The organism is Glacieibacterium sp. (assembly GCF_965200405.1).
Taxonomy (GTDB): domain Bacteria; phylum Pseudomonadota; class Alphaproteobacteria; order Sphingomonadales; family Sphingomonadaceae; genus Glacieibacterium.
Genome location: NZ_OZ241356.1, coordinates 1,552,270 through 1,566,594 on the forward strand (window position 1 = coordinate 1,552,270; position 14,325 = coordinate 1,566,594).

Consider the following 14,325-nt stretch of genomic DNA (forward strand, 5'->3'; position numbering starts at 1 on the left):
GCGCTGTCCGACGGCCGGGCAATCGCGCTCTACCTCGACATGCTCGCCGCCGAACAGGGCGCGGCGCGCAACACTATCCTCGCCTATGGCCGCGACCTGCGGCTGGCCAGCGAGGCGCTCGGCGACGGGCTGGTGACGGCGGCTCCGGACGATCTGGCGCGGCTGTTCGCGGGCTGGTCCGACCTTGCCCGCGCGACGGTGGCGCGCAAGGGCTCGGCGCTGCGCCAGTTCTTCGCCTTCCTGCTGTCGGAGGGGCTGCGCGCCGACAATCCCGCCCGTGACCTGCCCGGCGCCAGCGCAGCCCGCCCGCTGCCCAAGTCGCTGGCCGAGGGCGATGTCACCCGGCTGTTCGCGGCGCTGGACGAGAGGCTCGCCGCCGACCCGTCGCCCGCCAACCGCCGGCTGTCGGCGCTGATCGAGCTGCTCTATGGCTCCGGGCTACGTGCCACCGAGCTGGTCGGCCTGCCGCGCCACGCCATCCGCCCGGGCCGCGGCCATGCGATCCTGACCGGCAAGGGCGGCAAGCAGCGGCTGGTCCCGGTCAGCACCCGCGCCGAGGCGGCGGTGGAGGCGCATGCCGCTGCCGTGCCCGCCGACGCGCGTTACCTTTTCCCCAGCGGTGCCTCGCACCTGTCGCGGGTGCGATTGTTCCAGCTGGTCAAGAACCTCGCCGCCGCCGCCGGGATCCCGCCGACCCGGATCAGCCCGCACGTCCTGCGCCACGCCTTTGCGACGCACCTGTTGGAGGGCGGCGCCGACCTGCGGACGTTGCAGACGCTGCTCGGTCACGCCGACATCGCGACGACGCAGATCTACACCCACGTCCAGACCAAGGCGCTGGTCGAGCTGGTCAACGCCAAGCACCCGCTCGCCGGGCGCTGACGCCTCAGGCCGGGCGATAGCGCGCCAGCCAATGGGCATAGGGCGCCGGCAGCGTCCACGCCGCCTTGTCGACGCCGAGTTCCAGCGCCGCGAGATACGGCCAATGCGGGTTCTGCAGCAGCGGGCGGCCGATGGTGACCAGGTCGGTCTTGCCGTCGACGATCAGCGCCTCGGCCTGCTTCGCGTCGGCGATGAACCAGCTCGTCGTCGCCGGGATGCCGACCTCGGTGCGGACGCGCTCGGCGATCGGGCCCATGAACGACGGGCCCCAGGGGATGTTGGCGGTCGGGGTCGAGAAGCCGACGCTGACGTCGATCAGGTCGAGCCCACCGGCCTTGAGGCGGCGCACCATCTCGATGCCTTCTTCGAGGTCGTCGGAGCCGTCGAACTCGGTGACGCCGAAGCGCGCCGCCAGCGGCAGATGGTCGGGCCAGACCTCGCGCACCGCCGCCAGCGTCTCGAGCAGGAAGCGTGCCCGGCCTTCGAAGTCGCCGCCATAACTGTCGTCGCGCTTGTTGGACCAGGTCGAGAAGAAGCTCTGCGCCAGATACCCATGCGCGAAATGCAGCTCCAGCCACTCGAACCCGGCGGACAGCGCCCGGCGCGCGGCAGCGACGAAGTCGGCCTTGACCCGCTCGATGTCGGCAAGGGTCATCGCCGCCGGGACCTTGGGCAGGTCGCCACCGAAGGCGATCGCCGACGGTGCGATGATCGGCCAGCCGCGCGGGTCGCCCTCGGCCATGTGGTCGTCGCCTTCCCACGGCTTGTTGGCGCTGGCCTTGCGGCCGGCATGGGCGATCTGGATGCCGGGGACGGCGCCCGCCGCCTTGATCGACGCGACCGTGTGGCTCCAGCGTTCGGCCTGCTCGTCGGTCCAGATGCCGGTGTCGCCCGGCGTGATCCGCCCCTCGGGCGAGACCGCGGTCGCCTCGGCGATGACCAGCCCCGAGCCGCCGCGCGCCAGGCTGGTCAGATGGACATGGTGCCAGTCGTTGATCAGCCCGTCTTCGGCCGAATATTGGCACATCGGCGACACGACGATGCGGTTGCGCAGGGTAACGCCTTTCAGCGTGTAGGGCGTGAACAGTGATGACATGGCAATTCCAATCCGGTCCGTAACGATATTCGTTAGTTCGAGTATTATCGAACATTGAAAGAAAAGGGAAGGGGTGGTAGGGATCGAGAATGCGAAGCCTAGTTCATCCGGCGATCGAGGACGTGGCGCTTTGCGACCTCCTGTACGCGCTCAGCGATCCGGTTCGGCTGCAGGTCGTACGGACGCTGGCCTCGGTCGGCCAGTCGACCTGCTCGGCACTCGAATGTGGCCGGCCCAAGTCGACGATGTCGCACCATTTCCGCGTCTTGCGTAATGCCGGGCTGGTGCGGACACGCACCGACGGGCCATCGCACATGAACGACCTGCGCCTCGACGAACTCGATGGCCGCTTTCCCGGATTGCTGACTGCGGTCCTGACGGCGGCCTGATCGGCTCAGCTGTACAGCGCCAGCTTGGGCAGGTCGGGCATCATCCGGCGACGCGCGATGGTCAGCCGGCTGACCGGCGCGGCATCGGCGACGAAGCGCGCCGGGGTCGTGCCGACGAATTGCTTGAACTCGCGGATGAAGTGCGACTGGTCGTAGAAGGCGTCGCCGGCGGCGTCGGTCCAGCTCGCGGCGTCGCCGTTGCCGAGGCGCACCGCCGCCTGCAACGTCCGGTACTTGCGCGCCATCAGCTTGGGCGAGGCGCCGTAATAGCGTTTGGTCCAGCGTTCGACCTGGCGGTTCGACATGCCGGTGGCGGCGACCAGCGCGTCGATCTGCGGATCGGCGCTGGCGACCAGCCATTCGTCGGCCATATGGGTGAACCACAACGGCACCGGCCGCGCCCGCGTCGCCAATTGGAGGAAGAAGCGATCGGCGGCAACGATGCGGCCGACGTCGCTGGTTGCGCTCGCCAGCGCCTCCAGCGCGTGGTCGGCGCTGCGGTCGGTGACGCCGCGCAGGTCGACGACATTATCGGCCAGCAAGTCGGCAGGCTCGCCGATCAACATGCTCCAGCCGGCAGGCATCAAGCCGGCGCCGAACAGACGGAACGGGCCATTGGCCTCGGTCGCGACCGTCGAGGCGGTCGGACCGATCAGCATCGCTTTCGGACATTCGACCTGGCGGCCGTTGTCGAAGCGGCAGCGCATCCGGCCGTCGAGCATGAAGCGCACCTGCCCGAGCTCGGCGCGCATCTGGTCGCGCAGCAACGGCCGCGACGTCTCGAACCAATAATAAGATGAGATCAGGCCACGCAACGCTGGCGCAGGGGAGAAATACCGGATTGTTACCACGACGAGCAACCCTTGCAGCTCGCGTCCGTAAACCACGCCCCGAATCGGCCAGTAACGAACGCGACCGGACTGACTGCAACCCCTTGCAGGTCGTCCCTACACGAACCCCCGGTCCGAGATTCGCAGGTTAATTAATTGATTCGGCTCCGACGCGCCAGCCCCGAAATAAAAATCGGTCCGGACAGCGGTCAGGCTGTCCGGACCGAAAAGTAAGGATACGGCATCCGGACGAGATGTCCGGGACGACGCTCCCTTCGGGTCGCACGATCTGGATAAGCCGCGCCGGGGCAGGCGGATTGGACGGAATCGACAATTGCGCATGGATTTTCGGTTGGGGGTAGGGTCGCCCGGGCGGCGGCCGCCTTGCGATGTGGCAGCATGGCGGCGCTTCGATCCTCCCGGCTTCTGCACCGATCCGGCCCAAAAGCCTCGCGCGGCGAGCGCTTCCCTGTCAGAGCGCTTGTCATGTTTGCTGCTCTCCGCCCGCTGTTGTTCACCCTCGATCCGGAGCGGGCGCATGCCCTGACGCTGATTGCACTGCGCAGCGGCCTGCTGCCCGCCGCGGCGCCCGACGATCCGATCCTGCGGACCAGCCTTGCCGGGCTCGACCTGCCGAACCCGATCGGGCTGGCGGCGGGCTTCGACAAGAATGCCGAGGTGCCCGATGCGATGCTGCGGCTCGGCTTCGGCTTCGTCGAGGCGGGGACCGTGACGCCGCTGCCGCAGGCCGGCAATCCGCGCCCGCGCATCTTCAGGCTGGTCGAGGAGCGTGCGGTGATCAACCGGCTGGGCTTCAACAACGCCGGGCTGGAGGCGGCCGCGCTGAAACTGCGCCACCGCGCCGGGCGGCCGGGCGTCGTCGGCGCCAATATCGGCGCGAACAAGGACACCGTCGACCGCGCCGCCGATTACGTCGCCGGCGTGCGCGCCTGCGCGGCGGCGGCGAGCTATCTGACCGTCAACATCTCGTCGCCGAACACGCCCGGCCTGCGCGCCCTGCAGGACCGGGCCGCGCTGGGCGACCTGGTGGCGCGGGTGCTGGAGGCGCGCGGGTCGGTCGCGACGCCGGTATTCGTCAAGGTCGCCCCCGACCTGATGCCGGCAGAGATCGACGACATCGCCCGCGTCGCGCTGGATCTCGGGCTCGACGGGCTGATCGTCTCGAACACCACGCTGGGCCGCGACGGCGTCACCTCGACCGAGGCGGGCGGCCTGTCGGGCGCACCGCTGTTCGCCCTGTCGACCGCGATACTGCGCAGTTTCCGCACTGCGACAGGCGGCGCGCTGCCGCTGATCGGCGTCGGCGGCGTGTCGTCGGGAGAGCAGGCCTATACCAAGCTGCGCGCCGGCGCGTCCGCCGTCCAGCTGTACACGGCGCTGATTTACGAGGGGCCCGGCGTCGTCCAGCGGATCAAGCGCGAACTGGCCGAACTGCTGCGCCGCGACGGCTTCGGCAGCATCGCCGCGGTCGTCGGCACGGGTGGGTGACGGGCGCGCAAACGCCCCTTATGGTCGCCCGATGATGAACCGTCGCACGCTCGTTCTTGCCGCCTTGCTGGTCGCCGCTCCACTCGCCGCCAAGGCCCCGCCACCGCCTGTCGAGGGCGTTTCCAAGGTGATGGTCAGTACCGCCGATCGCCGCGCGACCGAGGCCGGGCTGGCGATGCTGCGGCAGGGCGGCAATTCTATGGATGCGATCGCGGCGACGTTGCTGGCGCTGACGGTGGTCGAGCCGCAGTCCTCGGGCATCGGCGGCGGCGGCTTCCTGGTCTACCAGCCGGTCGGGGCGACGATGCCCGCGACCTTCGACGGGCGCGAAAAGGCGCCGGCCAGCGCCACCGAGTCATTGTTCATGGGTGCCGACGGCAAGCCGCAGCCGCGCCGCGAGGCGATCCCCGGCGGCCGCAGCGTCGGCGTGCCCGGCAACGTCGCGATGCTGGCACTGGCGCATGCCAAGTATGGCAAATTGCCTTGGAAAACGCTGTTCGGCCCGGCGATCGCGCTGGCCCGCGACGGCTATGACGTGTCGCCACGCATGGCCCGCGCCGTCGCCAACAGCCGCGACACGCTGGCCCGCACGCCGACCGCCGCGGCGCTGTTCCTTAACGTCGACGGCACGCCCAAGGTGGCGGGTACGCACATCGTCAACGCCGCACTCGCGCGGACGCTGGAGGCGATCGCGACCGGCGGGCCGGGGGCCTTCTACCACGGGCCTAACGCCGACACGCTGGTCGCCGCGGTGCGCAGCGCGCCGACCAATCCCAGCGACATGACCCTCGCCGACCTTGCGAGCTATGAGGCCAAGGCGCGGGCGCCGGTGTGCGGCCGCTACCGCGCCTACCGGGTGTGCTCGATGGGGCCGCCCTCGGCGGGCGGTACGGCGGTGGTCGCGATGCTCGGCCAGTTGCAGGGCTTCGACCTGGGCAAGCTCGGCCCCGACAGCCCGGTCGCCTGGCATCTGTTCACCGAGAGCCAGCGCCTCGCCTTCGCCGACCGCGCTGCCTATGGCGCCGATGCCGACTTCATCCCGGTGCCGGTCGCCGGGTTGGTCGCGCCCGACTATCTGGCGGCGCGTGGCAAGCTGATCAGCGCCACCACGACGATGGCCAGCGCGCCTCCCGGAACGCCCAAGGGCGCCGCCCCGCGCAGCATCCCGCCGTCGAGCGAGATCCCCGCGACCACGCACTTCGCCGTCGTCGATGCGGCGGGCAACGTCGCTTCGCTGACCTCGACGATCGAGGGCGGCTTCGGCAGCTCGCTGGTCGCGGGCGGCTATGTCCTCAACAACGAGCTGACCGACTTCAGCTTCCTGCCGACCGTCGGCACGGCGCCGGTCGCCAACCGGGTGCAGGGCGGCAAGCGGCCACGCTCCTCGATGTCGCCGTCGATCGTCTATGACAGCCGCGGGCGCGTCGTGCTGGTGATCGGTGCGGCGGGCGGGGCGACGATCCCGGCGCAGGTCGCGAAGGCGATTATCGGCGTGCTCGACTGGCACCTCAGCGTCGGCGATGCGATCGCGCTGCCGCTGGCCTATGCCTCCGACGACCTGCTGATCGCCGAGGCGGGGCCGCAGGGCGAGCGGCTGGCCAGGATGCTGCCGGCCTTGCAGGCGCTGGGGCACCGGACGGTGACGGCAGGGCTGCCGCTCAAGGCGAACGGTATCGAGCGCGTCGGCGGGGGCTGGCGCGGCGGTGTCGATCCACGCAGCGAAGGCGTCGCACTCGGGTACTAAGCCAAAACAAGAAACAAGCTGGGGAGCGAGATGGCGGAGACGATAGCGGCCCGGATCGACCGGTGGCCCAGCCTGACACGGATGTTCTTCGAGCAAGCTCAACAGCTTGGCGAGCGCCCGATGCTGTGGCGCAAGGTCGGCGGCGCCTGGGCCTCGACCAGCTGGGCCGAGGCGGCGCGCACCGTCGCCAGCCTGTCCGCCGCGCTCACCGACCTCGGCATAAAGCCCGGCGACCGCGTGATGCTGGTCAGCGAGAACCGCCCGGAATTCTGCCTCGCCGACCTGGCGATCATGGCCGCCGGAGCGGTCACCGTCCCGACCTATGTCACCAATACCGAGGCCGACCACCTCCATGTCCTCGAAAACTCCGGTGCCCGGGCGGTCATCGTCTCGACGCCCAAGCTCGCCGCCAACCTCATGCCCGCGGTCTATGCCGCCGAGTGCTGCCGCGACGTCATCGGCATCGAGCCGCTGCGCATCGGCCAGGACAGCGACGTTCACGTCCACCATTGGGCAAAGCTGGTCGCCGACCACCCCGCCGACGTCGCCGCTACCGCCGCCCGCCAGACCGCCCAGCGCGGCGACCTGGCCTGCCTGATCTACACCAGCGGCACCGGCGGCGCCCCGCGCGGCGTTCGTCAGCACCACGGCGCCATCCTGCGCAACGTCGCCGGCGCGGTCGGCGTGGTCGAGGAGGACTTCCCGCCCGAGCCCGACGGCGAGACCTTCCTGTCCTTCCTGCCGCTCAGCCACGCCTATGAGCACACCGCCGGCCAGTACATGCCGATCGCCATGGGCGGGCAGATCTATTACGCCGAAAGCCTCGACAAGCTGGCGGCCAACATCGAGGAGACGCGCCCGACCATCATGGTCGTCGTGCCGCGCCTGTTCGAAGTGCTGCGCACCCGCATCGCCAAGGCCATCGAGAAACAGGGCGGCGTCGCCGTCGTCCTGCTCAACCAGGCGCTGAAGCTGGGCCGCAAGCGCTATGAGGGCAGGCTGAAGCTGTGGGAGCGCCCGGTCGACGCCGCCCTCGACCGTACCATCCGCCGCAAGGTCCAGGCGCGCTTCGGTGGTCGCCTGAAGGCGATGGTGGCGGGCGGCGCGCCGCTCAACCCGGAGGTCGGCATCTTCTTCGAGGCGCTCGGCATGACCCTGCTCCAGGGCTACGGCCAGACCGAGGCCGGGCCGATCATCAGCTGCAACCGCCCGTCACGCCGCAACAAGATGCACACCGTCGGCCCGCCGCTGAAAGGCGTCGAGGTCCGCATCGCCGGCGACGGCGAGATCCTGGTGCGCGGCGAGCTGGTCATGCACGGCTATTGGCGCAACGACGACGAGACGGCGCGCGTGCTGCAGGGCGGCTGGCTCCACACCGGCGACATCGGCCATATCGACGAGGACGGCCATATCGTCATCACCGACCGCAAGAAGGACATCATCATCCTCGACAAGGGGGACAACGTCGCCCCCCAGCGCGTCGAGGGCATGCTCACCCTGCAGCCCGAGATCGTCCAGGCGATGGTTCACGGCGACCGCCGCCCCTACCTCGTCGGGCTGATCGTCCCCGACCCCGAATGGTCGATGTGCTGGGCCCGCGACAAGGGCATGAAGCCCGACCTCCGCACCCTGTCCCAGGAACCCGAATTCCACCGCGCCATCATGGCCGCCGTCGACCGCGTCAACGCCCGGCTGTCGGTCACCGAGAAGGTCCGCCGCGTCGTCATCGCCGACGGCGCCTTCACCGTCGAGAACGAGCAGATGACTCCCTCGCTCAAGATCCGCCGGCATGTTCTGAAGGGGGTGTACGGGGAGCGGCTGGATCGGTTGTATGGGAGTTAACTACAATGACGCCGACCGTGAAATGGATGCTTGCTAAGCTAGTTGGTACAAGCATCCGGTAATGCTAAAATATTGATTTTACGGGACGGGGGTTCCAATTTCAGCACAATCAGTACTACCGGGCACTCTATGGGACCCGGCTAAGAAAGCGCTCTTGATTCCAGCGGTCCTTGCCGTTGCGTACGAGTCATCGCTGAAGTTTCATGGGCTTGAGAGCCTAGCTAATCAACCGCGCCCGAAAAGGGGTGTTGTAGGGGGAGAGACAAAGGCGGATGCCGATCTGCATTTCGCACAGGCCTTCAGCGGCTCTGTTGCGAGAGCCCAGTTGGCACTACTCGACCCACATGGCCAAGTTTTCATGACGTCAACAACGCTTAGAAAATTTCTAAGTGGCGGCGAACTGTGTCTGGTCGACATACCGTGCGGGTCGGGAGCGTCATCAGTCGCCTTCTTGACAACTATCGTAGAGCTTCGCCGAGCAGGCGTGCTGCCCCGAACCCCTCTAAGGGTGAAGGTCATCGGAGGCGAAATATCAGAGACTGCGCGAAGCTACGCCGAGAGCGTGTTCACATATATAATCGGTGATTTTGCCGACCAGGCAGTGTTCGTCGAATTTAGACCGACTTCATGGGATGTGTTGTGTAAAATCAGCAATAGTGCACTGGTAGAGCTGATTGTGCAGGAGAAGCTGAAATCGCAGGTTTTAATAGCGATTACTAACTTTAGCAGCTTTCTAAACATACCTGGAAAAAAGGCCGAAGCTTTACCTCAAATTGAGGAGATATACCGATATAGCTCAGGCCTAACCAACGCAGCTATCTGGATAGAGCCGCAAACAAACATCACGATTAAAAACATATTCCCATGGATCGCTGCAAAGGCTTTGACATGGCTAGGTTACGCGCAAAAAACAGGCTCCGAGGTTATGGATAAAACGGAAGCATACTTCTTTCCTCCATTAACCCCTGCAGTACTATCAAGCGTGAGGCTAAGTGTCATGTCGTTCGATCTAGTGAGAAGAGCGTTGAAGTAGCATGCCGAAGCGCGCGGAAGACTACGCCTCAAAGGCGGTTAACCAGTATCGATCGAGAGACATATTGTCTTATCTATCGATCCGGTATTACTGCGCGGCCGACGCCGCACGCACCGACAGTTGGGCAAGAGAAAACGCTACGCAAGTCGTTCTTGGGACTCACCGTGGGAAATATCTGAAATCCCTACACTTCAAGTGCTTAGACTCGAAGGGCATCCCCCAATACAGAGACATACATGTCCCTAGTCCCAGTGAAGCGCTCGTTGAGGCCTTTTTGATTGAGCATTGCGGCACTGCATTTGAAAAGGAAAGCTCGGATCGACTGTATAGCTATAAAATAAGCTCCAAGAGTGAACGCTCAGGTTACTTTGTTGGATACATGGACGGCATAAAGAGGCGTGAGGCTGCGATACGAAGTGTAACTAAGTCGTTACCCGGAGGACAAGTCACGTACGTTGATATAAAGAAGTTTTATGACTCCATCAGCCCTGAGGTGGCTACACAGTCGTGGCAAAGATTTTGTGACCGAAACATCATTGCCACGCCTGTACCAGAACTCGGACTGAAGATAATTCAAAATCATGCTCAGGAAACGGCAGGAAAGTCGATTCTGACTGGACCTATGTTCAGCCATTTTGTAGCTAATCTAGTGCTCCACGACATTGACAAGATTGCAGAAGACCTCCCTTCGTACTACGTTAGATATGTTGATGATATCACTCTGATTGGGAGCGAGGAGAGCAACGATGCGTCTTTGACAGCTATTCGAAGCCTTCTCGGAAAGATAGATCTCGCACTCCACGATGATAAGGAAAAAACGTTTAGCCTGAACTGTGCAGAATGGGAATCTGCAGCGTCACACATAGTCGCAAATAAACACGAAGGAAGTTGGAAGAAGCTGGTCGGGAATATCAAGAAATGCATGATATTCTTTCCAGATCAGGTGGAAGCGCTCACCCATAAGCTTTCTGAAGCAGGCTACAGACTACCACTTTCAGATTACTCGTTGGCTGTGACCGAGACAAACAGCTTTCAAAAAATAAGAAGTATCGGTTTGTGGCAATGGCTGTTATTTCGTACCGAGTCAAACGTAGTCCAGCTAATTCTCGATAGCGCGTCGGTGCTGGCGGACGACTATGAGACCGACGTTTTTGAGATACTTGCAGAGATCAATCAAGCGAGTACCTTTCTAAGAAAAAGGCTGGTCTCACAAATTCGTTACCGACTAGGGAGACTAATGTACCTGAGTTCCCTAAGTGTACTAGAGCGTCTTCGGGTCGCGAGCATTGGTGTGCCGGAGCTGATGTTTCACACTTCAATCATTGAGGCATTAGTAACTCGCGATTGCTCTAAGGTCGTATCTCTTGGCGTGAAGGTTGCGCAAGCAACTGCTCAACTATTTCGTGCTGCCGGTATGCTGGCAGAATTCTCCGAACCTGTGTCAACCGAAGCGCAAATACAGGGTCTTGCCACATTTATTGCGAACGGCGTTCAGATAGGTGAAGCTATATTCGACGCCCAACACCCTATACTCAAAATCGCTATAGACGGCGTAGATAAAGACATGTTGTCCCGCGAAGACAGCTTCATTCATGAACTAGCATGTCTCCACGGGATTGGGGCACCTCGCCATGCTGCGACCTTAAACTCCGCCTTTGATCTCGCCGATAAAATTTCCCTAGACGCGTTAGACTTTGACGACGGATATTACCTGTAGTTGTAAGATGCGACGCAGCGTTACCACCTAACCCTTCTCCCCTCGCTTGATCGCCTCCCGGATCATCCCAGCCGCGCCCTCGGCGTCGAGCCAGCCGCCGACGCGGACCCACTTGCCGTCTTCCAGGTCTTTGTAATGCTCGAAGAAGTGGGCGATCTGGCGGGTGATGAGGGGGGGCAGGTCGGTGTGGTCGCGGACGTGCTGGTAGATCGGGTGGAGGGCGTCGACGGGGACGGCGAGGATCTTCTCGTCGCCGCCGCCCTCGTCCTCCATGATCAGCGCGCCGATCGGGCGGACGCGGACGACGGTGCCGGGGTATAGCGGGGTCTCGCCGACGATCAGCACGTCGATCGGGTCGCCGTCCATCGACATCGTGTGCGGGATGAAGCCGTAATTGCCTGGGTAGGACATGGCAGTGTGCAGGAAGCGGTCGACGAACAGCGCGCCGCTGGCCTTGTCCATCTCGTACTTGACGGGCTCGCCGCCGGCCGGGACTTCGACGATGACATTGACGTCCCAGGGAGCGTCGGTGCCGATTGCGATCTTGCTGATATCCATGCGCGGGGGTTTAGCGGCGAGGCCGGGGGATGGCCAGATGTCGCGCGGGGCGAAGTGTCGCGGGAGCGCTGATTTTGCTCGACTGTGTCATCCCGGCAAAGGCCGGGACCTATTCGCTCGGGTGTCGGCTTGGGGCTCGGTCGGTGCCGAGGTTGCCGGGTGCTGGTTGAATGGGTCCCGGCCTTCGCCGGGATGACGGTGTTGGTCGGCGCGGCGCTCTTCGTCCGCGCCCGTGTCAGGCGCGGGACCAGTCGATGACCAGTTCCTCGCGGAAGGCGAAGCGGCGGATGTGATCGGCGACGACGGTTTCCATGCGGTCGAGGCCGGCGGTGTCGTAGGCGGTGAGGGTCAGGGTCAGCGCGTCGGGCGCGGCGGCGAGGTCGAGGACGGCGCCGGTCGGGAACGGGATGTGCCCGGCCAGCGGATCGAACTCGACAGCGAACTTGTGGCTCCAGTGCTTGCACAGCTGCTGGAGGTAGCGCGAGGCGCTGGCCGTGGGGACCTGCGCGACGCTGGAAACACGTGTGATGGTGTCGGGCATAACTAGCTCCTTTCGATTTCGAGGGCGGCGGCGTCGAGGGCGGCGGCGATGCGGGTCGCCTGGTCCTCCTCCAGCCCGCCGCGGCCGACGCGCAGCTTGAGGGCGAAGCGGAGGTTGGCCATGGCGCGCATGATCCGCGCCGAATAGTCGCCGCTGCCGCCCGCGTCGGCGATGCGCGCCATGATCGCGTCGACGGTGGCGGCGTTCTCGGCGAGGTGCGCGCTGCCTTCCGGGGTGATGGTGTACTGGCGCTTGTTGCCCTCGGTGGCCTGGGCGGTGACGTGGCCGAGCTCCTCCAGCATGGTGAGGGTCGGGTAGACGACGCCGGGGCTGGGGGCATAGGCGCCGCCGAGGCGGGACTCGATCTCGCGGATGATCTCGTAACCGTGACGCGGGGCCTCGGCGATCATCGCGAGGATGAGCAGGCGGAGGTCGCCGTGCTGGAACATCCGCCCGCGACGGCCGTGGCGGTCGCCGCCGCCGCCGCCGAAGCCGCCGCCATGGCCCGGGCCGTGGCCGTGATGGCCAAAGCGACCGCGGTGATGATTGTGCATGAACATGTATCTTGGTCCTGTTTCGATATGTCGATTTACGAGATATATCTAAATGCGGACGAGATACAAGAGGCCGGTCGCAAATTTGCGTTTAGCGGCGTTGGCGGACGGGCTTGGCGACCTCGGTGAAATCGTCGAGGCCGCAGCTGCCGTAGGGGATCGGCGTGCCGGGCTCGAACACCGTGATGATGTCGCCGCGGCATAGCTGGTTGCTCGGGGTGCGCGAGGCGAAGCCGCGGCCGGGGCGCAGCGGGCAGTTGCCGCCGGCGTTGTTGTGATACCAGCGGTCGCCCTCGCGGAAGGTGATGCCGGTCTTGTCGACGATCTGGTCGCGGACGCGGTTGAGGGTGACGCAGCTCTTGCTGGTGCCGATGGTCGGCGACGGGGTGGTCTCCCTGGCGGTCGCGGGCGCGGCGGCGAGGATCAGGAGCGCGAGGGGCAGCGAGCGGATCATGGCGGGCTCCGGTTGGGGACCTGGGGATAACGTCTCAGCCGCGAAAACTGTCCTTGGCGGCGCGGCGGGCGGTGAACTCGGCAAGGCTGGCGGCGCGGGTGAACGGGTTGGTGGCGCGCTCCAGCCCAATGGTCGAGGGGACGGTCGGCAGGCCCCTGGCGCGGGTCGCGGTGATGTCGGCGATGCGGGCGGCAAGGGCGGTATTGCCGGGCTCGCCGGTGGCGGCGAAGCGGGCGTTCGCCTCGGTGTATTCATGGGCGCAATAGACCTGGGCGGTGTCGGGCAGCGCCATCAGCTTGCCGAGCGAGGCGTGCATCTGCGCCGGGGTGCCCTCGAACAGGCGGCCGCAGCCGAGCGCGAACAGCGTGTCGCCGGGGAACAGCAGGTCGTCCGCCGCCAGCCAATAGGCGTTGTGGCCCAGCGTGTGCCCGGGGACGTCGATGACCTGCGCGATGTGGTCGCCCAGCTGCACGGTGTCGCCGTCGCCGACCGCGCGGTCGATGCCGGGGATCCTGGCCGCCTCGCCTGCCGGGCCGGTGATCGTGCAGCCGGTCACCGCCTTGATCGCCAGGTTCCCGCCGGTGTGGTCGGGGTGCCAGTGGGTGTTCCAGATCTGCCCGATCGTCCAGCCGCGCGCCGCCGCCTGGGCCAGTACCGGCTCGGGGGTCGAGGGGTCGATGACCACTGTCTCGCCGCTCGCCGCGTCATGGACGAGGTAGACGTAATTGTCGGTCAGCACCGCGATCTGGACGACCTCGAGCATTACCAGACGCCGGTGTTGGGCATCGACTGCCACGGCTCGGCAGGGGCGAGGCGGGCGCCGGACTGGAGCAGCTCGACCGAGATGCCGTCGGGCGAGCGGATGAACGCCATGTGCCCGTCGCGCGGCGGCCGGCTGATGACGACGCCGCCATCCTGCAGGCGCTGACAGGCGGCATAGATGTCGTCCACCGCATAGGCGAGGTGCCCGAAATTGCGGCCGCCGGTGTAGACCTCGGGGTCCCAATTGTGGGTCAGCTCGACCTGCGCATCGTCGTCGCCGGGGGCCGCGAGGTAGATCAGGGTGAAGCGTCCGGCGTCGCTGACGATGCGGTTGACCTCGCGCAGGCCGAGCAGCTCGTAAAAGCGCATCGACGCGTCGACATCGGTAACGCGGACCATGGTGTGCAGGTATTT

15 protein-coding genes are annotated in these 14,325 nt (G+C 65.4%); 7 read left to right on the top strand and 8 right to left on the bottom strand.

Translation table 11 applies throughout. The features are described 5' to 3' along the window. Positions 1-39: 39 nt before the first annotated feature. Positions 40-882: a tyrosine-type recombinase/integrase gene (locus tag ACOFKW_RS07180; RefSeq protein WP_419816898.1), complete on the top strand. Its 843-nt coding sequence runs from the start codon at positions 40-42 to the stop codon at positions 880-882. Between the two features lie 4 nt (positions 883-886). Here ACOFKW_RS07180 and ACOFKW_RS07185 read toward each other — a convergent pair whose 3' ends face one another. Continuing rightward, entirely contained in the window at positions 887-1,978 is a 1,092-nt protein-coding gene (locus ACOFKW_RS07185; protein WP_419816636.1) for an NADH:flavin oxidoreductase/NADH oxidase, read from the bottom strand. 89 nt (positions 1,979-2,067) lie between these two features. Between ACOFKW_RS07185 and ACOFKW_RS07190 the strand changes: the two genes are divergently transcribed. Then, entirely contained in the window at positions 2,068-2,367 is a 300-nt protein-coding gene (locus ACOFKW_RS07190; protein ID WP_419816637.1) for an ArsR/SmtB family transcription factor, read from the top strand. A gap of 5 nt (positions 2,368-2,372) precedes the next feature. Here ACOFKW_RS07190 and ACOFKW_RS07195 read toward each other — a convergent pair whose 3' ends face one another. Further along, the gene (locus ACOFKW_RS07195) at positions 2,373-3,254 is read right to left on the bottom strand and encodes a helix-turn-helix domain-containing protein (protein WP_419816638.1); all 882 of its coding nucleotides are present in this window, start codon (positions 3,252-3,254) and stop codon (positions 2,373-2,375) included. A gap of 429 nt (positions 3,255-3,683) precedes the next feature. Here ACOFKW_RS07195 and ACOFKW_RS07200 point away from each other — a divergent pair, with 429 nt between their 5' ends. From ACOFKW_RS07200 to ACOFKW_RS07220, 5 genes are all read left to right on the top strand, one after another. Next, complete coding sequence (locus ACOFKW_RS07200) at positions 3,684-4,706, top strand: quinone-dependent dihydroorotate dehydrogenase (protein WP_419816639.1); 1,023 nt, start codon at positions 3,684-3,686, stop codon at positions 4,704-4,706. A gap of 31 nt (positions 4,707-4,737) precedes the next feature. Beyond that, on the top strand, positions 4,738-6,450 hold the full coding sequence (gene ggt, locus ACOFKW_RS07205) for a gamma-glutamyltransferase (RefSeq protein WP_419816640.1): 1,713 nt from the start codon (positions 4,738-4,740) through the stop codon (positions 6,448-6,450). Positions 6,451-6,480: 30 nt separating this feature from the next. Then, entirely contained in the window at positions 6,481-8,292 is a 1,812-nt protein-coding gene (locus ACOFKW_RS07210) for an AMP-dependent synthetase/ligase (protein ID WP_419816641.1), read from the top strand. A 154-nt stretch (positions 8,293-8,446) separates the two neighbouring features. Further along, on the top strand, positions 8,447-9,325 hold the full coding sequence (locus ACOFKW_RS07215) for a hypothetical protein (RefSeq protein ID WP_419816642.1): 879 nt from the start codon (positions 8,447-8,449) through the stop codon (positions 9,323-9,325). Positions 9,326-9,704: 379 nt separating this feature from the next. Further along, positions 9,705-11,042: an RNA-directed DNA polymerase gene (locus tag ACOFKW_RS07220; RefSeq protein ID WP_419816643.1), complete on the top strand. Its 1,338-nt coding sequence runs from the start codon at positions 9,705-9,707 to the stop codon at positions 11,040-11,042. Between the two features lie 27 nt (positions 11,043-11,069). Here the strand turns inward: ACOFKW_RS07220 and ppa are convergent, their stop codons facing one another. From ppa to ACOFKW_RS07250, 6 genes are all read right to left on the bottom strand, one after another. Beyond that, positions 11,070-11,600, bottom strand: a complete 531-nt coding sequence (gene ppa / locus ACOFKW_RS07225; RefSeq protein WP_419816644.1) for an inorganic diphosphatase — start codon at positions 11,598-11,600, stop codon at positions 11,070-11,072. 235 nt (positions 11,601-11,835) lie between these two features. After that, on the bottom strand, positions 11,836-12,141 hold the full coding sequence (locus tag ACOFKW_RS07230) for a DUF2218 domain-containing protein (RefSeq protein WP_419816645.1): 306 nt from the start codon (positions 12,139-12,141) through the stop codon (positions 11,836-11,838). Between the two features lie 2 nt (positions 12,142-12,143). Then, on the bottom strand, positions 12,144-12,701 hold the full coding sequence (locus ACOFKW_RS07235) for a PadR family transcriptional regulator (RefSeq protein ID WP_419816646.1): 558 nt from the start codon (positions 12,699-12,701) through the stop codon (positions 12,144-12,146). An 85-nt stretch (positions 12,702-12,786) separates the two neighbouring features. Further along, on the bottom strand, positions 12,787-13,149 hold the full coding sequence (locus tag ACOFKW_RS07240) for a hypothetical protein (protein WP_419816647.1): 363 nt from the start codon (positions 13,147-13,149) through the stop codon (positions 12,787-12,789). Between the two features lie 34 nt (positions 13,150-13,183). Beyond that, positions 13,184-13,912 carry a hydroxyacylglutathione hydrolase gene (gloB, locus tag ACOFKW_RS07245; protein WP_419816648.1) on the bottom strand — a complete coding sequence of 243 codons (729 nt, stop codon included), beginning with the start codon at positions 13,910-13,912 and terminating at the stop codon, positions 13,184-13,186. Next, positions 13,912-14,310 carry a VOC family protein gene (locus tag ACOFKW_RS07250; protein WP_419816899.1) on the bottom strand — a complete coding sequence of 133 codons (399 nt, stop codon included), beginning with the start codon at positions 14,308-14,310 and terminating at the stop codon, positions 13,912-13,914. The genes gloB and ACOFKW_RS07250 overlap by 1 nt, the downstream gene beginning before the upstream one ends. Positions 14,311-14,325 lie beyond the last annotated feature (15 nt).